This is a genomic window from Granulicella aggregans (assembly GCF_014203275.1).
In the GTDB taxonomy this organism is placed as follows: Bacteria; Acidobacteriota; Terriglobia; order Terriglobales; family Acidobacteriaceae; genus Edaphobacter.
In genome coordinates, this window is the sequence record NZ_JACHIP010000001.1 from 453,847 (window position 1) to 472,640 (window position 18,794).

Annotated in this window: 18 protein-coding genes; 13 read left to right on the forward strand and 5 right to left on the reverse strand. The window is 60.6% G+C overall.

Annotated features, from left to right (window positions below):
- The 3 genes from HDF16_RS01850 to HDF16_RS01860 all read right to left on the reverse strand — a co-directional run bounded on the left by HDF16_RS01850 (position 1) and on the right by HDF16_RS01860 (position 2,609).
- Entirely contained in the window at positions 1 to 807 is an 807-nt protein-coding gene (locus HDF16_RS01850) for a lysophospholipid acyltransferase family protein (protein ID WP_184213463.1), read from the reverse strand.
- Between the two features lie 5 nt (positions 808 to 812).
- Positions 813 to 1,661: a GNAT family N-acetyltransferase gene (locus tag HDF16_RS01855; RefSeq protein WP_246408573.1), complete on the reverse strand. Its 849-nt coding sequence runs from the start codon at positions 1,659 to 1,661 to the stop codon at positions 813 to 815.
- A gap of 147 nt (positions 1,662 to 1,808) precedes the next feature.
- Positions 1,809 to 2,609: a lysophospholipid acyltransferase family protein gene (locus tag HDF16_RS01860; protein ID WP_184213464.1), complete on the reverse strand. Its 801-nt coding sequence runs from the start codon at positions 2,607 to 2,609 to the stop codon at positions 1,809 to 1,811.
- Positions 2,610 to 2,725: 116 nt separating this feature from the next.
- Between HDF16_RS01860 and HDF16_RS01865 the strand changes: the two genes are divergently transcribed.
- The 3 genes from HDF16_RS01865 (at position 2,726) to HDF16_RS01875 (ending at position 3,965) form a co-directional block, all read left to right on the forward strand.
- On the forward strand, positions 2,726 to 3,256 hold the full coding sequence (locus tag HDF16_RS01865) for a DUF2062 domain-containing protein (RefSeq protein ID WP_348641215.1): 531 nt from the start codon (positions 2,726 to 2,728) through the stop codon (positions 3,254 to 3,256).
- Positions 3,257 to 3,336: 80 nt separating this feature from the next.
- Positions 3,337 to 3,762, forward strand: a complete 426-nt coding sequence (locus HDF16_RS01870) for a hypothetical protein (protein WP_184213465.1) — start codon at positions 3,337 to 3,339, stop codon at positions 3,760 to 3,762.
- Between the two features lie 2 nt (positions 3,763 to 3,764).
- Positions 3,765 to 3,965 carry a helix-turn-helix transcriptional regulator gene (locus tag HDF16_RS01875; RefSeq protein WP_184213466.1) on the forward strand — a complete coding sequence of 67 codons (201 nt, stop codon included), beginning with the start codon at positions 3,765 to 3,767 and terminating at the stop codon, positions 3,963 to 3,965.
- 1 nt (position 3,966) lies between these two features.
- Here the strand turns inward: HDF16_RS01875 and HDF16_RS01880 are convergent, their stop codons facing one another.
- A complete protein-coding gene (locus HDF16_RS01880; protein WP_184213467.1) occupies positions 3,967 to 6,408 on the reverse strand; it encodes an ABC transporter permease in 2,442 nt (813 codons plus the stop codon).
- 340 nt (positions 6,409 to 6,748) lie between these two features.
- Here HDF16_RS01880 and HDF16_RS01885 point away from each other — a divergent pair, with 340 nt between their 5' ends.
- The 9 genes from HDF16_RS01885 to rseP all read left to right on the forward strand — a co-directional run bounded on the left by HDF16_RS01885 (position 6,749) and on the right by rseP (position 16,429).
- Positions 6,749 to 7,822, forward strand: coding sequence for a 1,9-bis(guanidino)-5-aza-nonane synthase (locus HDF16_RS01885; protein ID WP_184213468.1), 1,074 nt, complete (start codon positions 6,749 to 6,751; stop codon positions 7,820 to 7,822).
- A gap of 156 nt (positions 7,823 to 7,978) precedes the next feature.
- A complete protein-coding gene (locus HDF16_RS01890; RefSeq protein WP_184213469.1) occupies positions 7,979 to 9,775 on the forward strand; it encodes an ATP-binding protein in 1,797 nt (598 codons plus the stop codon).
- 121 nt (positions 9,776 to 9,896) lie between these two features.
- Positions 9,897 to 10,271, forward strand: a complete 375-nt coding sequence (locus HDF16_RS01895) for a response regulator (RefSeq protein ID WP_348641216.1) — start codon at positions 9,897 to 9,899, stop codon at positions 10,269 to 10,271.
- A 36-nt stretch (positions 10,272 to 10,307) separates the two neighbouring features.
- Complete coding sequence (locus tag HDF16_RS01900; protein WP_184213471.1) at positions 10,308 to 10,649, forward strand: Hpt domain-containing protein; 342 nt, start codon at positions 10,308 to 10,310, stop codon at positions 10,647 to 10,649.
- Between the two features lie 103 nt (positions 10,650 to 10,752).
- Entirely contained in the window at positions 10,753 to 12,414 is a 1,662-nt protein-coding gene (pgm, locus tag HDF16_RS01905; RefSeq protein WP_184213472.1) for a phosphoglucomutase (alpha-D-glucose-1,6-bisphosphate-dependent), read from the forward strand.
- Positions 12,415 to 12,483: 69 nt separating this feature from the next.
- Positions 12,484 to 12,702: a hypothetical protein gene (locus tag HDF16_RS01910; protein ID WP_184213473.1), complete on the forward strand. Its 219-nt coding sequence runs from the start codon at positions 12,484 to 12,486 to the stop codon at positions 12,700 to 12,702.
- Positions 12,703 to 12,887: 185 nt separating this feature from the next.
- Positions 12,888 to 13,730, forward strand: a complete 843-nt coding sequence (locus tag HDF16_RS01915; protein ID WP_184213474.1) for a phosphatidate cytidylyltransferase — start codon at positions 12,888 to 12,890, stop codon at positions 13,728 to 13,730.
- Between the two features lie 96 nt (positions 13,731 to 13,826).
- On the forward strand, positions 13,827 to 15,011 hold the full coding sequence (locus tag HDF16_RS01920; protein ID WP_184213475.1) for a 1-deoxy-D-xylulose-5-phosphate reductoisomerase: 1,185 nt from the start codon (positions 13,827 to 13,829) through the stop codon (positions 15,009 to 15,011).
- Positions 15,012 to 15,070: 59 nt separating this feature from the next.
- Positions 15,071 to 16,429 carry an RIP metalloprotease RseP gene (gene rseP, locus HDF16_RS01925; protein WP_184213476.1) on the forward strand — a complete coding sequence of 453 codons (1,359 nt, stop codon included), beginning with the start codon at positions 15,071 to 15,073 and terminating at the stop codon, positions 16,427 to 16,429.
- Positions 16,430 to 16,521: 92 nt separating this feature from the next.
- Here rseP and HDF16_RS01930 read toward each other — a convergent pair whose 3' ends face one another.
- Entirely contained in the window at positions 16,522 to 17,508 is a 987-nt protein-coding gene (locus tag HDF16_RS01930) for a phosphoesterase (protein WP_184213477.1), read from the reverse strand.
- A gap of 95 nt (positions 17,509 to 17,603) precedes the next feature.
- Here HDF16_RS01930 and HDF16_RS01935 point away from each other — a divergent pair, with 95 nt between their 5' ends.
- The gene (locus tag HDF16_RS01935; protein ID WP_184213478.1) at positions 17,604 to 18,698 is read left to right on the forward strand and encodes a CPBP family intramembrane glutamic endopeptidase; all 1,095 of its coding nucleotides are present in this window, start codon (positions 17,604 to 17,606) and stop codon (positions 18,696 to 18,698) included.
- Positions 18,699 to 18,794: the final 96 nt, after the last annotated feature.

Here is an 18,794-nt window from a genome sequence, read left to right on the forward strand (position 1 = left end):
TTAGGCCGAGATTGCGACTTCGCGATGAATTTGCAGATTCGCGGTAAAGACGCCCTCCGCAGCTAAAGCTGCGTAGCTCTCCGCCACTCGCGCCTGCGCATTCTCTGAAAGAACGAACCGGTCCGCACCTTCAACCGGGGTGTCGTTGAAGTCAATCTGCGCTGCCAGTCCTTCAAGCCCCAGGCACTTGAAGATATGCGGGCCGAAGTACGCATCACCCCACCAGCACACGTCATCCGCTACGATCGCCGCGCCATTCTCTCCGTGGATCGAAAGCCGCAGCGCCGCAGTCCGCATGACGATGCCGTTATTCAGTACTGAGTGGAAGAGCCCGCGCCGAAACGGCAGCACACCTTCGCCGTTGGTCGTCGTTCCCTCAGGGAAAAAGAGCACCGGCAGGCCGCGCTGATACGCCGCGGCCATGGCTCGATTGACCGCAGGGTAAGTCGGCGGCCCACCGCCGCGATCCACATAGACGGTCCCCGCCTGAGCGGTCAGGCGGCCCAGCAACGGCCAGCCTTTGATCTCACTCTTGGCCACCATGATGAACGGCCGCGTCGCGCTGTACAGAAGTATGTCGAGGTAGCTGAGGTGGTTCGAGACTACAGCGCCGGACTCCGGTAACCAACCGGTCACGGTGACCTTGATGCCCATCGCCGAGACGATCCTGCGGCACCACCCGTGTATCCAGATGGCACCGCCCGCGCCATACTTTGGCCGTCGAATCCACAGATCCACCGTTGCCGCCAGCAGCAGCGCCACCAGCAGCAAACTCCGTGTCAGACTCCGGAAGAACCGTACCACCATACTCGTTAGCGTACCTCGAGGAACCGTGTCGCCACGCGCGGGTGCAGCGTCTGCAGGTCGAGCAGTGTAAGAAAGTCGATGGTCTTGAACTCGCGATCAATCGCCGGGCCGCTGCAGATCTTCGCCCCAATGGTCAGGTAAGCCCGCAGCAGTTTGGGCGCGCGCTCCTCAGAGGCCGCGCATGTCCGATCCGGCATCCGGAACTCGCCCTTCGCCTCAGTCTGTAGCGCACCTTCAACCATCCAGTTCTTCAGCGAGTCATGCACGGCGTAGCCCTCGTCGGGATTCTGCGAGGTCAGCGAGCAGCAGCCCATCATGTATCTTCCGCCGTTCATCAACGAGTAGCGCGCGATCCCGCGCCACAGAAGGTTCAACACCTCAGGCGAACGATGGTCGCGGCGAATGCACGCGCGGCCTAACTCCACGATCTGCGAGCGCATCGACTCATACGGAGCGAAGCAGAACTCCTGCTCGCTGTAGTAACCGAAGTTGCGGCCCGCCACGTCGCCCATCTGGATGCGGTAGGTCCCGACGATCTCGCCCGTCGCCTTCTCTTCGACAATCAGGTGGTCGCAGACATCGTCGAACTTGTCCTTGTCGTAGCCGTCGACATAGGCCGACTGCAAGCCTTCATTCAGTTCCAGATTAAAGACCATGAAGCGCAGGCGGTAGGTGTCGTTCCGCTCCTGCTCGGTCACCGCTAGGCGCGCCACGTAGGCGCCTGCCTCCAGCCGCAGGTCCTCCTTGCGCGGAGCGCGAACTTCGGTCGCGATTTGAAGATTGGAGTCTACCGCCGGATCGAGCACCGCAGGCGGGGGCATGAGTACGGAAGGGGACGCGGTCACTGTGAGCATCGACTCTCCGAAGACTTCAGGATCTGACTTCGACTCTGAGTCTGCGGCGCGATTTGTTACAGCACGTCTACGTCACGTAAACATTTGTTGAATCGAAAATGGTGCACACTTTTCGATACAACCCCGTATTCACAGGCTATTCACGCACTACTCACGCACGAGGTCTGCACCGGCAACCACCGGGTTGTCGAACTCAACCGGAATATCGCCTCCCAGCGCGGCGACCGCTGCCTGCGCCTCCACCGACGCCGCCTTGCGATGCAGCCGGTCCTGAGAGAACTCAATCGGTGCATCCCCAAACCGCACCTCGGCATGGACACCGCGCAGACCCAGGAAGCCGAAGACGTGCTGCCACAAGGACTTGTCGCCCCAGCAGACATCTTCGCCCACGGTGACTCCCGGATCATTCTTCTCCTTCAGGCTGTAGCGGATAAACGCCGCCGTCATGGGCGCATTCGCCGCCAGCGCCTGCCCCAGCAGGCCAGAGTGGAACTTCAACAGCTTGCGCCCATTCGACGTGGTTCCCTCCGGGAAGAAGACGACGGGCAAGCCGTCGTCCATTGCAGCCTTCATCGCCTTGCTGGCCCGCAAGGCAGAGCCGCCACGGCCGCGTTCGACATACACAGTTCCAGCCCGCGTCGTCATCCAGCCCAGCACCGGCATGTCCGCAATCTCGATCTTCGAGACAAAGACACACGGATGCAGCGAGGCCAGGGTAACGATATCCAGGTAGCTGAGGTGGTTCGAGATGACGGCGCCATGGCTGGGAAACGTGCCCACCAAATCGACCTTGATGCCCATGCCCTTCATCGCTCTCGAGCAGAAGAGGTGCAACCACTCCGCGCGGCGCTGCCTGGTCTCCGGCTGGTCGACGATCAACTCACCCGCCGCCTGCATAAAGTACCCCATCAACTTGATGCCGCGCGCTACCGCCCGCAAACTCCCCATCCTCTGCCTTGCTCCTGCACTTCAAACTCGGAGTTCCCGGTTCGTAATTGGTACCTTAACCAATTCCTACGCAGCTTTAATCGTTTGCCACTGTTTTGCAGTCTATCCTGTCTGCTGTGAGCCTCCCCGCCCATCCCGAGCACCGCCATCCGTTTTTGTATCGCAGCATTGTGCTGCCCGTGCTGGCCCTGCTGCGCATGGGCGCCAGCCCACAGAAGCTGGCGTGGAGCATCGCGCTGGGACTCGTCGTCGGCGTCAATCCGTTGCTCGGCTCCACGACGCTTCTATGCCTCGGCCTCGCTCTGCTCTTTCGGCTGAACCTGCCGGCATCGCAGCTCGCCAACCACCTCATGTACCCGGTGGAGGTCGTGCTGCTCTTCCCGTTTCTGAAGTTCGGGGCCTTCGTCTTCCAGACCGGCCCCATTCCTCTGGCTCCCAAAGTCCTCTTCGCCGAGGTCCGCTCCCATCCGTGGACTCTCATCAAGAGCGTCTGGCTGTGGGAGTGGCATGCGCTCGCCATGTGGGCAATCGCTGGGGCGATCCTGCTACCGCTGATCGCTGCGATTCTGACTCCCGTGCTTCGGCGCATGCTGGTCCGCGCGGAGGCCCATCACGCGGCCTTAGCGACACCCATTTCGACTTTTTAGGAAAGATATGTCAATGACCCTTGACATTGTCGTCACTATATAAGTAAAGTCTCCTTGTCACTTATTCAAGGAGACTAGACATGCTCTTTTCGACCTGCTCCCCCAACATGACCCGCCGCGAGCGTATCCGCGCGATGCGGCCGTTCTATATCCTCTACGCCATCTACATGCCGTTCTGTTTCCTGCTCATCTTTTCCAAGCCGGTCAAAGATAGCGTCGGAGCATGGACAATCGATCTTGCCGCTGGCGTTTCGATGGTCGCGATGCTGATTGCCGCCGCCGCCGGCTTCGCCCGGCAGCGCGACGAGTTTCAGCGCAAGTTGCTAACCGAGGCCATGATGTGGGGAGTAGGCGGTCTGCTCGCCATCACCTGCGTCTGGGGTCTGCTGGAGGTCCACACCAGCATTCCGCGGATGGACGTCCTATTCAACTTCCCCATCTTTATGACGATCACCGCTATCGCCAAGGTTGCGATCTTCCGCCGCAACCCCGTAGGCAACGAATAGGCATGGAAAACCGCCTCCGTGTCCTCCGCGCAGAACGCCGTTGGTCCCAGGCCGATTTGGCCAAGGAACTCCGCATCTCGCGCCAGTCCGTCAATGCTATTGAGACGGGCAAGTATGATCCCAGCCTTCCGCTGGCGTTCAAGCTTGCCCGGCTCTTCGAGACCACCATCGAGGCCATCTTTGACGGCCACGAGCAGGCATAGGCTACTCGTACCGCAGCGCTTCCATCGGCTCGATCTTCACAGCGCGGCGGGCGGGAATTCCGCTCGCCACCAGCGCAACCGTTGTCAGCACGACGATCGCCAGCAGAAGTGCCAGATACCCCTGCTCCGTGTCCGATGACAGATGTGCCAGCAGCTTATGCAGCGACAGCGCCAGCAGCACTCCAACCGCAACGCCGCCGCCTACGCTCACCGTCATCGAGCGGAAGACCAGGCCCAGCACATCGGCATGCAAAGCGCCCAGCGCCATCCGGATGCCAAACTCGTTCGTCCGCTGCGCGACCGTGTAGGACACCACGCTGTACAGACCCACCGCAGCCAGCAACAGCGCAAGCGCAGCAAAAGCTCCGAACAGCCAAGATACCAGCTGTCCCTGCGCGTACTCCGGCTCGCGCTGGATCCAATGGTCGAGGTCGAAGATGCGTCCACTGATCTGTTGATCGGCATCCACTGTTTGTACTTGCTGGCCGATGCTGTGGATCATCGGCAGCGGTGAACCTGCTGCTCGCACGAGAATCTGCGTATGCATCGGTTCTGCCAGCGTGTAGGGGATAAAGATCTCCGAAGTGACCGGCTTCCGCAGCCCGTTGTTCAGCTTGTCCGCCATTACCCCAACGATCTGCAGCCAGCTATCCGCGCCATCAGCGGTAAGAAAAAAAGGCGGCTCCGCCTTCTGGGCCGATACGCGAATGAAGTGGCCCAGCGCGTCACCGTGAGGAAAGTATTTATCCGCCATGGTCCGGTTGATCACGGCGACCTTGGCTGCGTTGTGGGTTTCCGTCCGTGTCCAGAAACGGCCCTGGCTGAGCGCTATCTGCAATACGGGGAAGTAGCCCTCACCTACCCAGTTCACCCATATCGGCTGACCCGCCGCCGATGGCTGCCCCATGATCTCGAACTCCAGCTTTGAGCCGTTCGAGGGCGGGGTCGCGTTGGTCGAGATCGTCGCCATCTGTACCCCTGGTGTTTGCTCCGTCTTTTCGAGCAGCGCCTCGAAGAATGCTGTCCGTTCCGCGATCGTCTTGTGGGTGTTCTCGTGAACCGGTATGCCCACCGACATCACGTTATGCGGGTTGTATCCCAGCGGCCGCTGCAGCAGCTTCATAAAGCCCTGCACGGCGTCGCCCGCAACCGCCATCATCAATAAGGTCAGGGCGATCTGGGCTCCGATCAGCGCGTTGCTGGTCGCCTTACCACTGACCGAGCCAGCGACCTTGCGGCTCCCCGCCTGCATTGCCTCGCGCACATCCGGTCGCGACAGCCGCAACGCGGGCATCATGCCGAAGACGATGCCAGTCGCAATCGCCACCACCACACTGAAGACCAGCACCGGCAGATTGATCGCAATCACCGCCTCATGCGGGAAGGCACCATCAGGCAGCAATGCCACGATGACCGCCAACAGCTTGATTGCAAGCAATACGCCGAGCGCAGCTCCTGTGAGCGAAAGAATCAGCGACTCGGTCAGGAGTTGTCGCATGATCCGCCAGCGCGAAGCTCCGATCGCGGCTCGCAGAGCGAACTCGTGCTCCCGCGCCGTTCCTCGCGCAAGCAGCAGGATCGAAACATTGCCGCAGCCGATCGCCAGCAACAACAGGACGGCTCCAAAGAGCATCGCCAGCGTCCCGCCGATCTGCTCCAGGAACATATCGTTCAAGCCCTGTACCAGCACCGGCCCCGGCTTCAGCGGATAGTGCGTCGGAGAGTCCTTCGCAAACTGCGTCACCATCCCCTGCAACTGTTGCTCGGCAATCGCGTGACTTACACCTGGCTTCAACCGCGCCTCGAGATCATAGGCATGCGCTGTCTCCTGCGTAATCTTCAGCGGAACATATACGTCCGAGTCGTTCCAGGTGAACCGCGGTGCCGCGACTCCAATCACCGTATACGGTTTGCGCACCATCTCGATCGTCTTGCCGATGATCGACGGATCAGAGTTGTAATGTCTCTGCCAAAACTTGTAGCTCAGCACCACCACCGGCGACGGTTCCTGCCCATCGATCGCATCCGAGGGTTCAAAGTTGCGGCCAAGCGCGGGCGCGACTCCGAAGAAATCGAAGCCGTTGGAAGACATGAAGCACCCGCTCACATCTTCAGGAATGTCCTGTCCCGTGACCGTAAGGCTCCAGTCATCGGTGATGATGGCGTCCTCGATAGCTGGATTCTTGCGGAACTGCTGCCACTGCGATGCCGTCGTGCCGAAGCCCTGCTCGCCCCCCGGCCGCGCGCCACGCAGATTGATATGGACCATCCGGTCGGCGTTCGCGTAAGGGTACGGGTTCATCAGCACGGCCCAGATGACGCTGAAGACCGCAGAGGTCGCGGCAATGCCGCAGGCCAGCGACAGGATCGCCGTAATCGAGAATCCGGGGCTCTTTACCAACTGCCGTAACGAGTAGCGAACATCCTGCAGCAAGACCTTCATATCGCCTCCCGGCTAATCGCGAATCTATCCTGGCCCGATATCCGTAACTGGGAAAGGCAATTCCATGCCCAACAAAAAGCCCGTTTGCTTGGCGGACCTTTTCGTTTGTTTCCAGCGATTTGCGAGACCCTCCACCATACTGCGTTCGAGCGTAGAGTTCGGCGACTGTCCAGACGCGGACAGCACCTCCCATCAATGGACACCTAAGCCGGAGGTCTGCCCACCCGTCGACCTTCTGAAAATAGCCTCCCTGGAGATACGGGTCTGCGGCAATTCCGTTCATCGGAAATTATCGAAACCCGCGTCCGCAGCGGTCGGGAGTTGATATTCTGGTAGTGATATGACAACGAAAAAAGAACTTCTCAGCCGCCCCATCGTTCACCTCGACATCAAGCAGCACAACGTCGTCTCGCTGGTCGACGCGATGGCCGATATGGCCTTCAGCTCCCGCGACGTACACCGTGCTTCCTCCATCTACGACATGATGCTCCGCGACACCGAGTGCGGCGTCATCCTCTGCATCGCCGGCTCCATGGTCTCGGCGGGCATGAAGCAGATTTTCATCGACCTGATCCGCAACAACATGGTCGACGCCATCGTCTCGACCGGCGCGAACATCGTCGACCAGGACTTCTTCGAGGCTCTCGGCTTCAAGCACTACATCGCCGAGGACCAGTACAAGTACGGCAACGAAGACGCCACCCTTCGCGAGCTCGCCATCGACCGCATCTACGACACCTTCATCGACGAAGATGAGCTTCGCATCTGCGACGACACCATCGAGCAGATCACCAACTCGCTCGAAACGCGCCCCTACAGCTCGCGCGAGTTTCTCCGCGAGATGGGCGCATGGCTCGAGAAGAAGGGCCACACCCTCGCCGCCGGCGGTGTCGACTCCATCGTTCACGCGGCCTATGAGAAGAATGTGCCGATCTTCATCCCGGCGTTCTCGGACTGCTCGGCCGGTTTCGGCCTGGTCGCCCACCAGCATGCACGCCAGGGTCAGCCGGTCGTCTCAATCGACTCCGCCAAGGACTTCTACGAGTTGACCAAGCTGAAGATCGAGAATCCCTCCACCGGCCTGCTGATGGTCTGCGGTGGCGTTCCGAAGAACTTCGCGCAGGACATCGTCGTCGCCGCCGAGATCCTTGGCTCCGATGCGCCGATGCACAAGTACGCGATCCAAATCACGGTCGCCGACTCCCGCGACGGCGCTCTGTCGGGTTCCACACTTAAGGAAGCCAGCAGCTGGGGCAAGGTCGACCTGACCTACGAGCAGATGGTTTACTCCGAGGCCACCCTCGCGCTTCCGCTGATCACCGGCTACGCGTACCACAAGCAGGCTCACGCCGCCCGCACCGCCAAGAATTGGACCTCGGTGCTGGACAAGGTAGCCGAACCGGTAACTGCCTAAAATTTAACTGGACAAACAGAAAAGTTGGGCCGGCTAGACAGCCGGCCCAACTTTTTTTCTGCATGTGGTGACTTTCTTCCATCAAATTTGTATAGTCAGGTTACTAAAGCGTCTCCTGACGTTTCAAATTACCCGCTCGCGCAGTATTAATGAGGGATGGTGATTTCGATACCGGCACCGACTGCAGTTGTACTTCTGATACTGCTACTGATCATCGGTATCCTTGTTGGCGTACTCGTCCAGACGCGACGCAAGTCGTCTGAACTTCGCGTCCGGCTTGATGCTGCGCGACAGCGGCAACAGGAAGATGAGCGCGAACTCACCCAGCGTTCCGCCCTCGACACGCTCAAAGACGAGTTTGTCTCGACCGTCTCCCACGAGCTGCGAACGCCGCTCACCAGCATCCGAGGGGCACTCGGCCTGCTGTCCTCTGGTGTCTTTGGTAACCTCGACGTCAAGTCGCAGAATCTACTTCGTATAGCCCTCACCAATACCGATCGCCTGATCCGGCTGATAAACGACCTGCTCGATCTTGAGCGCATGGATTCCGGCGCAGCTGTCTTACAGATGCGACGCTGTTCCCTGCCTGAACTGGTCAACCAAGCCATGGAGACGATGTCTGCCCTCGCCGATGCCGGCCAGGTCAAGCTCCTGGTGTCTCCCGGCGCGAAAGCCCTGATGCCGAACGTCTTCTTCGACGCGGATCCCGACCGCATCCTCCAGGTGCTGACCAACCTCTTCTCGAACGCGATCAAGTTCGCGCCTGCCTCCTCGAGCGTCACCTTCGAGGTCGAAACTCCTCCCGACGAGCTGATCTTCCGCGTCGTCGACCAAGGCCGGGGCATCCCTGAAGACCAACTCGAATCCATCTTCGAGCGCTTCAAGCAGGTCGACCATCCCGATGCCCGCGCCATCGGCGGCACCGGACTCGGTCTTGCCATCTGTCGCAGCATCATCCAGCAGCACGGCGGCAGCATCTGGGCACAGCGGAATGTGGCGAAAGGCGCGTCGATCTGCATCCGACTCCCGCGTCACCAGAGGACCTACGACGCATCGGTCGGAGGCGCCTATACGGCATCCATAGAAGTCCCATCGATTGTGGCGGCTCCACGCCCAGACACCGTACTCGACACTCCGATCCTGATCTGCGACGACAACAAGGCCAAGCGCACGTTGATCGTCACCCAACTCCGCGCGCGCGGACATTGCGTTCTCGAGGCTGGATCTTCGGACGAGGCGATCGAGATCGCCAAAAACCGCCCCGCTCAAAGTCCGGTCCGCGCCATCCTTCTCGATCTGCAGATGTCCGACATGAAGCGATGGGAGATCCTGAAACTCCTGACGAGAAACGGCTCGACCGCAAGCATCCCGGTCGTCTGCCTCAGCATGGGAGCCGAAGCCGACGATGCCCTCCAATCGCCCAACGCGCTGCGGCCTACCTCGTCTCCGTCGCTCCTCTCCGAGGACTATTTATTCGCCGAACTCAGCCACGCTCTGCTCTCCGATCGTGGCCCCGGTCGCGTGCTCCTGGTCGAGGACGATCTCGATCTTGCCAACGTCGTCCTCGGCGGCTTCGCCAAGACGAACGTGTTGGTTGAACACGCCGCGACTCTCTATCGCGCCAAGGTATTGTGCCGCGAACGCAGGCCAGACCTGCTGATCCTCGACCTGACTTTGCCCGACGGCGACGGCTTTTCGCTAGTCGAGTGGCTTCGCAGTCTTCCTGAACTCGCTTCGCTTCCCTTGATCGTCTACTCCGGCCGAGAACTCGAAGAAGGCGACCAGTCCAAACTTCGCCTTGGCCCCACCAAGTTCCTTACCAAGGCAAGAGTGCAGTCACGCGATCTGGAATTGCTAGTTTTGACGATGGTCCCGCAAGGTCGCGGCAATAACAAATCTGATCCGGAGGATCGCGGAGGACAGCAACGGTCCACGGGCCTTCCTGTAAGTTGAAATTCCCTTGTAGAGCTTGCACGTCGGCTCACAACCACCATCCGGAAATGGACCGCAACCGCGCCGGGAGAGCGTAACCCGGTAGCGTCGGCAAGCCGATCGACATGAGATGCTAGTGACTGTGCGACACATTCTGATCATTGATGATGAAGACGACATACGCGAAGTAGCTTCTCTCTCGCTGGAGGCGGTCGCGGGGTGGAAAGTTTCGACGGCGAACTCAGCCTCGCAGGGCATCGCCGTAGCACCGGGACTTCAACCGGACGCCATCCTGATGGATGTCATGATGCCCGGAATGGACGGCCCAACAGCATTTCGCGCCATGCAGCAGGTCGCGAGCATCGCCCACATCCCCGTCATTCTCCTGACTGCAAAAGTCCAGGCCCAGGACCAGAGGCGTTTCGCCGATCTCGGCGTCGCAGCCGTCTTATTCAAACCGTTTGATCCGCTTCAACTCGCCGCGCAAATATCCAAAGCTCTTGGATGGCCCGACTAGGACGTTCAGGCATACTTGAGAGCATGAGGCGGACAGATGGCGGATAGTGGGGCGTCAAGTCAACTTCCTGAGAAGACGCGGGCCCTGTTGCAGGAGATGTGGGAGCGCAACCTCCCCATCATCCATGCCCGCCTGAACCTCCTCGATGAAGCAGCCAACGCCGAGCCGCTCCCTGACTCGTTACGCATCGACGCCATGAACGTCGCCCACAAGCTCGCAGGCTCTCTTGGCATGTTCGGTTTCAACGAGGGCACGCGGCTTGCTCGCCAGCTCGAACTCGCACTCGACGTGCCCGCGCCGGACTCCGCCTACGTCGCCCTGCTCAGCCGCCAACTCCGGGAAGAGCTCTTCCCTTCGCCGTCACCCGCTGCTCCCTGAACATCCACCGCTTCGAATCTCCGCGACGCCTTTGGCCTCCCTCACTTAGGGGCGGTATAGTTCAAGTGCATCTTCGTACACCCCATAAGGATCGAGACTTACCATGCCGACATCGAACGAATCCGCCCAGCCGGGCCAGCTTCCTCTCGCCTCCCAGCTCGTCAATGTTCCCCGGCTCGTGACCGCGTTCTATGCGCTGCATCCGGACGCCTCGGTCCCCGCGGAACGCGTCAGCTTCGGCACGTCGGGCCACCGCGGAAGCTCCTTCAAGACGGCCTTCAATGAAGACCACATCGCCGCTATCACCCAGGCGATCTGCGACTACCGCAACAACAAAGAGACGGATCAATCAGTCACCGGCCCGCTCTTCCTTGCTCAGGACACTCACGCACTGTCTGAGCCAGCCTTCGCGGCTGCGCTCGAGGTGCTCGCGGGCAACGGCATCGAGACCATGGTCGACGATCAGCTTGCGTATACGCCGACGCCGGCGCTCTCGCACGCCATCCTGACCTACAACCGCGGCCGCCGCTTCAATCTGGCGGATGGCGTCGTCATCACGCCGTCGCACAATCCACCGGAGGATGGCGGCTTCAAGTACAACCCGCCCAGCGGCGGCCCCGCCGATACGACCGCGACGAAGTGGATTGAGAACCGCGCGAACGATCTCATCGCCAACGGCCTGAAGGACGTGAAGCGCGTCCCCTACGCACAAGCGCTCAAGGCTTCGACGACCAAGCGCCACGACTACATCACCGCGTATGTGAACGACCTCGCCAGCGTCATCGACTTCGATGTTCTCAAGGGCACCACGTTGAAGCTCGCCGTCGATCCCCTCGGCGGCGCAGGAGTCTTCTACTGGCCGCGCATTGCGGAGAAGTACAACCTGCCCTTCGAAGTCCTGAACCCCAACGTCGACCCAACCTTCCGCTTCATGACCCTCGACTGGGACTCGCGCATCCGCATGGACTGCTCCAGCCCCTACGCCATGGCGTCGATGATCGCGAATAAGGAGAAGTTCGACGTGGCGTGGGCGTGCGACACCGACCACGACCGTCATGGCGTTGTGACGAAGTCAACCGGGCTGCTGAACCCGAACCATTACCTGGCTGTCTGCATCAACTACCTATTCACCAACCGTCCGGGCTGGGGAGCGGAGACGGCAATCGGCAAGACGCTGGTCTCATCGAGCATCATCGATCGCGTCGCCAAAGGCATCGACCGCAAGATCCTCGAAGTTCCGGTTGGCTTCAAGTGGTTCGTCGACGGCCTCATCGACGGGTCTTTAGGATTCGTCGGGGAAGAGTCCGCAGGCGCAACCTTCCTGCGCAAGAACGGCGAAGTCTGGACCACAGACAAGGACGGCCTCATCCCCGGACTGCTCGCCGCCGAGATGACTGCGAAGCTCGGCAAAGACCCCGGCCAGCTCTACAACGAGATCACCGCAAAGTACGGCGCTCCCGTCTACCAGCGCATCGATGCTGCCGCGACCAAGGAGCAGAAGGCAAAGCTCGCGAAGCTCTCTCCCGCGCAGGTCACCGCGAAAGAACTAGCGGGCGAACCCATCACCGCGATCCTCACCGAAGCCCCCGGCAATGGCGCCTCCATCGGAGGCCTCAAGGTGACCACCGAGAACGGCTGGTTCGCCGCGCGTCCCTCCGGGACTGAGGATGTCTACAAGATCTACGCCGAGAGCTTCCATGGTGAAGACCACCTGAAACGGATTCAGACCGAAGCTCAGGCGCTAGTCACGGCAGCGATTGCTTAGGTTTCGGCGGGGCTACTCGAAACAAATCGGTCCTTCGTTAGCCGAAGCCGCTTCAGTCAACTCTCTCAATTGCTGGAGGAACGTCCCCACATCAGCATCCCGCACGACTTGAATCATGGCCTCAATCTCGGACTGAAGGGCCGCGACCCTCTCGAAACCAATCTCATCGCCGGAATGCGAACCGCTTCTTATGCAGAACCAGAGTGGACCATCCTGATCTATACCGGCTTCCAGAAGGTGTTGGCGAACATATCCGACCATCGCGATGTTTCCCAGCCGCACCTCTAATACGGGGTCTTCACTCCCTTTTGCGTAGACGGTAGCATCGAGTCCCATCGGATAACCCTAGCAGAGCTAAGTCTCCGTTCCCAGATCACGGGGTAGCCCCTACAGACGCTATCCTCCGCACTTCGGGATTCGAATCCGCAACAGCAGTCGCGGATCCGCTTCTGCTTTATCCTTGTACCTGCGCAATGAAACGAATCCTTACCGCCGTAGTCCTCATCGCCGTTGTCTTCGCCATCATCTTCTTTGGCCAGCTTTGGCTGATCACCCTCTTCGCCGCCCTGGTCGCTGAACTCGCCGCCTTCGAGTACCTCCAGCTCGCCAAACACTCCGGAGCGAAGATCCCGATCTGGTGGATGGCAGCTGCCACGGCAATGGTCTTTGTCGCTGGATACGCTTGGCCCACCGACGCTCAACTCCCGCTGTTGAGCGCTCTCGCCCTGATCCTCTTTGCCGTAGTCGGCTTTCGGGCGCGGTTGGAGCGCGTCCTCTCCGACGCCGCCATCGGCCTCTTCGGTCTCATCTACATCGCCTACTCGCTCGCGCTGATCCCTCCCATCTGGAACCGCGACGACGGCAAACCACTGCTGCTCTTCCTGATGATCTGCGTCTGGGCGGGCGACATCGCGGCGCTCTACATCGGCAAGAACTTCGGCAAGCGCAAGCTCGCCCCCCGGCTGAGCCCTGGCAAGACCTGGGAAGGCTCGTTCGCCAGCCTTGCCGGTTCGATGCTCGTCGCCGGGCTGCTCTTTTGGCTCGGAAGCGCCCTCTCCAATCGCGGCAACATGGTGCTCCATATTCAGGAGCCTTTCTGGCAGTTGATGCTGCTGGCGGTTATCATCAACGCCGCCGCCCAGGTCGGCGACCTGCTCGAGTCCGCGATCAAGCGCGGAGCGGGCGTAAAGGACTCCGGAACCATGCTTCCGGGACACGGCGGCATCCTCGACCGCATCGACGCTCTCCTGCTGGCGACTCCGGTGCTCTGGTACGCCCTTCTCATCAAGGACTGGCTGCACCTGGGACGGTTTTAGGGGACGCTTCTAGCGGCAGACTCCCGCTTTTGATCAAGTCCCACAAAAGTGGGAGATTTAAGCACTGATTTGCGTGAATCTGCGAAGATAGAGACTGTGAAGAACAAGAAGAAGCTAGCCATTTTAGGGTCGACGGGTTCCATCGGGACCAGCACCCTATCCATCGTCGAGAGCTTTCCGAATCGGTACGAGGTGGAGGCTCTTGTCGCAGGTAGAAATCACGCGGCGATCCTGTCGCAGTGTCTTCGCTGGAAGCCGAAGGTCGTCGCCGTCGCGACCGAAGAGCTCGCAGCAGAACTTTCCATCCAGCTTCGCGCCGCGGGCCAGACCGAGATGCAGGTCCTGTGGGGAACAGCGGGAGCCATCTACGCCGCAACGCTTCCCGAAGTGGACTTCGTCGTCTCCGCCATCGTGGGCGTCGCCGGGCTCGAAGCAACCTACGCAGCGGTCTGCGCTGGCAAAACGATTGGCCTGGCCAACAAGGAGTGCCTGGTCGCCGCCGGCGAGCTCATCATCGCCGCCGCCCGAACTCACGGTGCAGCGCTTATCCCCATCGACTCCGAACATAACGCCGTCCACCAGTGCATGCGCGGAGGCACCCACGCCGAGGTCCGTCAGATCTGGCTCACAGCATCGGGCGGCCCTTTCCGCAGCACCCCGGCCGTCGACTTCGAGACCATCACCCCGGCCCAAGCGCTGAAGCACCCCACATGGGTGATGGGCCAGCGCATCACCATAGACTCCGCCACCATGATGAACAAAGGCTTCGAGGTCATCGAAGCCTGCCGCCTCTTCCAGCTTCCGCCGGAAAAAGTTCGCGTCACCGTCCATCCGCAGTCCACCATCCATTCACTGGTCGAGTTCGTCGACGGCAGCATCCTGGCACAGCTCTCCGTCACCGACATGCGCCTGCCCATCCTCTACGCCCTGGCGTATCCGGAACGCGTGCCCTCCGACCTCACCTTCGACCTGGCCAGCCTGAGCTACCTCAACTTTTCTCCGCCTGATCTCGACCGCTTCCCCTGCCTGCGCCTTGCCTACGAGGCCGCCGCCGTGGGCGGATCATCCTGCGTTGCCCTGAACGCAGCTGACGAAATAGCCGTAGCCGCGTTCCTAAAGGGGGAGATCCCCTTCATGGGCATCCCGCGTACAATCGAAAAGGTGATGACGGAGACTCCTGCAACCCATCCCGCATCGATCGCCGAGGTTCTCGCGGTCGACGAATGGGCCCGGACATACGCCACGGGAGTCGTTCAAAGCTACAGGGCTGTTCGCGTCTGAGTTGCATCACGAGTAGCTGGCAAGGGCTTCCACTCCGGAAGCCAGAGGTTTAACTTTTTATGGTCACTGTCGTTGAGCTGTTAGTCGTTCTTGGAATAATGGTGCTGGTGCATGAGTTTGGGCACTTCGCCGTCGCCAAGCTTTGCGGTGTTCGCGTCGAAACCTTCGCCATCGGCTTCGGTAAAAAGATCGTCGGCATCCGTCGCGGCGGCACCGACTACCAGATCAACGTCCTTCCGCTCGGCGGCTACGTCAAGATGTCCGGGGACACGCCCGGCGAAGCCCCCAGCGGCGACCCCGGCGACTTCAACGCACACCCTCGCTGGCAGCGCATGCTGATCGCGCTCGCCGGCCCGGTCGCGAACTTCATCCTCGCGGTCTTCATCCTGACCATCGTCGCGATGTTCCACCACGAGATCGACGACTACCTCTCCGGCCCCGCTATCAACGACTACACCGTCCGCGACACCCCCGCAGCAAAGGCCGGCATCGGCCCTGGCGACCGTATCGTCCATTATGTGGATGTCGACAACCCGGACTGGGAAGCTATCGCGATGCGGTCGCTGTTAAACATGAACCGCAATGTTCCCTTCTCGTACATTCACGACGGGAAACAGGTCGACACCACCATCCAGGTAGCCGCCACCGAAGCCGACGCTTCGTCGGGCGACATCATCGGCCTGCTGCAGCACCTCGGCGTCGTGCCACGCGCGCAGAACATGCCCGTCACGGTCGTAGAAGTTGTTCCGAACATGCCTGCCGCGAAGGCTGGCCTGAAGCCGGGCGACCAGATCGTCTCCATCGATGGTGTGGAGGTCCACAGCGTCTCCATGCTGCTCGCCTACATGCAGGACGAGAAGGGCAAGCCCGCTCAGTTGGCGATCCTGCGCAACGGCGCGTCGCAGATTCTGCCCGTCACTCCGGAGCAAACCACCTCTGACGGCACCAAGGGCTACCGCCTCGGTTTCACCTTCGTCCGCCCCCCGGTCCACGTCGATCGCCTGCCCTTTGGCCCCGCTGTCGCCGAGTCCTCGCAGGAGAACCTGAAGTCCGCCCTGATGATCCGCGATGTGCTGAAGGGCATGGCCCAGCGCCGCGTCTCACCAAAGTCTCTGCAAGGTCCCATCGGCATAGGCCAGCAGGTCGGCATGGCCGCCCGCGACAGCATCTGGACGCTGCTACGCCTGATGGCGATGATCTCGATCAACCTGGGCATTTTCAACCTGCTACCCATTCCGATCCTCGACGGCGGCATGATCCTCTTTCTGCTCATCGAGTCGGCCATGCGACGCGACATCAATCAGCAGTTGAAAGAGCGCGTCTACCAGGTGGCCTTCGTCTGCCTGCTGGTCTTCGCGGTGATGGTGATCTTCAACGACGTTACGAAGCTGCCACTGTTCAGCAAGCTCAAGCCCTAAGGCATCACCAAAATCCTAACCTTGTCCTCCTTCGCAGATAGGATCATAGCCTCATCGTGATCCTATCTGCGAAGGATCTGCTTTTTGGGGGGTTACGAGACCTCAGCCGCCTTCAACTCCGCCGCAACCTCAGCCGCAGCCGCCCTAGCCTCCGCCTCCTGCTCCGGCTTGAAGCTAATGGCTCCCACACGCGCATGCCCGCCTCCGCCATACCGCTCGCAGATCGCGGCCAGATTCACCAGGTGGTCCGGCGACAGCTTCGTCCACGGATTCGTCCCCACCGAGATCTTCGTCCTGAACGACGACTTACTCAGCCCCACCACATACGTCGCCTCGGGATGCAGATAGTACGGGATGAACTTGCTGTATCCCTCCGTCGGCTGGTCGGTGATGTCGAAGGTCAACACGCTCTTCTCAACAGTCGCACGATCGCGAATCAGATCGATCGCACCCAGATGCTGCTGCATCAGAGGTCCTAACGCTTCCTGCATAAATGGCATGTCGACAATCTGCTGCAATGGCAACTGAGTCAGCAGCGGAATCAGTTTGGGGATGATCGTCTCATCAGGCGAGCTCTCAATCACCAAGGTCAATTTCATCGCCGGCTCCGCCATCTCGACCGCAGACTGCGCGCTCTCGTACTTCGCCCCGTCGACGATGTTCGCCCAGTAGATCAACTCCTTGAGCGGAGCGATATCGAATCCGAAATTAGTCGACGCAATATGCGCGATAAACCCGGTACAGGACACATAGTTGGGATCGAAGAACTGCCGCATCTTCTGCGATCCATCGGCCTGCCCTGCTTCAAAGTGAGCTTTGTACTCCGGCGTGAGAAACGCGCTCTGGTGATGGTCAAACCACCACGTCAGCTTCGGCGAAGGCGCGTACTTGAAGTCGACGATCGCGTTCTCATCGCCCGTGAACTCGTCTTCGCTCACCACGCCGTTCGCCTTGTGAACCAGCCCTTGGTAGGAGAAGCTGTCAACGGTGCGGATGCACTCACGATGGAAGCGCGTGAAGAGCGACGCGGAGCAGGCTCCGTCGAAGCAATGATCGTGATAGAAAACCTGGCAATTCAAAATGTCTTCCTTCCCATCTCACATCCTCCAGCCCGAGTGAACGGTTGCAAGCCGGGATGCGTATACACTCCCATCATCATAAGGAAGAGAAGACCTTGAGCGAAGAAGTCATCCTGCAAGACAGCAATGCTGCCCCCATTATGCCCGTCCAGGAACAGACCGAAGTGGCTTCCGGCGACGCATTTACTGCGCCCGAACCACTGCACCGCCCCATCTGGCACCAGATTCTGTTCGGCCCCTCGGGACTGCGTCCGGGCTGGGGACTTCTGCTCTTCATCGCTTTGATCATCGGACTCTCGGCGACCACAGGTGCCATCGTCCACAAGTTCCATCACCCTGCAAAGGCAGCCGCCCCGCATAGCGGCACGGTCGTCCCGCAGAGCGCCGAATCGTCGCTGATCACCGAGGGAATCTCGTTCTCGCTGGTCGCGATCGCTACCTGGATCATGGGCCGGGTAGAGAGCCGCCCCGTCGGCACTTACGGCTTCGGCGGCAGCCGCAAGGTCGTTCCCTTCCTCGCCGGGCTGGCGTGGGGAGCGGTCTTCCTCTCGATACTCGTCGGCGCGCTCTGGAAGGCAGGCCTGCTCGTCTTCGATGGCCGGCTGCTGCAGGGGCCGACCATCCTGCGGGATGGCGCGATCTGGGCGCTGGGCTTCCTGCTTGTTGGCCTCTTTGAGGAGTACCTTCTGCGCGGCTATCTCCAGATCACGCTCTCACGCGGTCTGGCTTCGATTTACAACATGCTCTTCGACACTACTCATGGCGAGGCTCTGGGCTTCGGAACCGCCGCCGTGATCCTCTCCTTCGTCTTCGGCCTCGGGCATGGCAATAATCCTGGGGAATCGCCCATCGGCCTGCTCTCCGCCGGGCTCATTGGCCTGATCTTCTGCCTCACACTCTGGCGTACGGGTTCGCTATGGTGGGCGCTCGGCTTCCATGCCTCGTGGGACTGGGCGCAGTCCTTCCTCTTCGGCGTGGCCGACAGCGGCACCATAGTGGAGGGCCATCTGTTCGCAAGCCACCCGGTCGGCAAGGTCCTTATGAGTGGCGGAGCGACCGGCCCGGAGGGCAGCATCTTTATCCTGCCGTTGCTTGTGGTCGTCACCGGCGCCGTCTTCCTGACGCTTCCATCACAGCGGGCATCCGCCTCAGCAGCTCTCTCCACTGAACCCGCAACCTCGGCCCCATAGATCCGTCATCTCGACCGAAGCCTCTCGCAGTCTTATCGCGGGAGGCGCAGTGGAGAGACCCAGCATTTCGCCTTGCCTAGTCCAATCCAGACGACA

Excerpts from the sequence above, each read along its gene's own strand:
- HDF16_RS01855 (WP_246408573.1), bottom strand. The coding sequence starts at position 1,661 with ATGCTCACAGTGACCGCGTCCCCTTCCGTACTCATGCCCCCGCCTGCG.
- HDF16_RS01885 (WP_184213468.1), top strand. The coding sequence starts at position 6,749 with ATGACAACGAAAAAAGAACTTCTCAGCCGCCCCATCGTTCACCTCGAC.
- HDF16_RS01915 (WP_184213474.1), top strand. The coding sequence starts at position 12,888 with ATGAAACGAATCCTTACCGCCGTAGTCCTCATCGCCGTTGTCTTCGCC.
- HDF16_RS01850 (WP_184213463.1), bottom strand. The coding sequence starts at position 807 with ATGGTGGTACGGTTCTTCCGGAGTCTGACACGGAGTTTGCTGCTGGTG.
- HDF16_RS01890 (WP_184213469.1), top strand. The coding sequence starts at position 7,979 with ATGGTGATTTCGATACCGGCACCGACTGCAGTTGTACTTCTGATACTG.
- pgm (WP_184213472.1), top strand. The coding sequence starts at position 10,753 with ATGCCGACATCGAACGAATCCGCCCAGCCGGGCCAGCTTCCTCTCGCC.
- HDF16_RS01880 (WP_184213467.1), bottom strand. The coding sequence starts at position 6,408 with ATGAAGGTCTTGCTGCAGGATGTTCGCTACTCGTTACGGCAGTTGGTA.
- rseP (WP_184213476.1), top strand. The coding sequence starts at position 15,071 with ATGGTCACTGTCGTTGAGCTGTTAGTCGTTCTTGGAATAATGGTGCTG.
- HDF16_RS01870 (WP_184213465.1), top strand. The coding sequence starts at position 3,337 with ATGCTCTTTTCGACCTGCTCCCCCAACATGACCCGCCGCGAGCGTATC.
- HDF16_RS01875 (WP_184213466.1), top strand. The coding sequence starts at position 3,765 with ATGGAAAACCGCCTCCGTGTCCTCCGCGCAGAACGCCGTTGGTCCCAG.
- HDF16_RS01860 (WP_184213464.1), bottom strand. The coding sequence starts at position 2,609 with ATGGGGAGTTTGCGGGCGGTAGCGCGCGGCATCAAGTTGATGGGGTAC.
- HDF16_RS01900 (WP_184213471.1), top strand. The coding sequence starts at position 10,308 with ATGGCGGATAGTGGGGCGTCAAGTCAACTTCCTGAGAAGACGCGGGCC.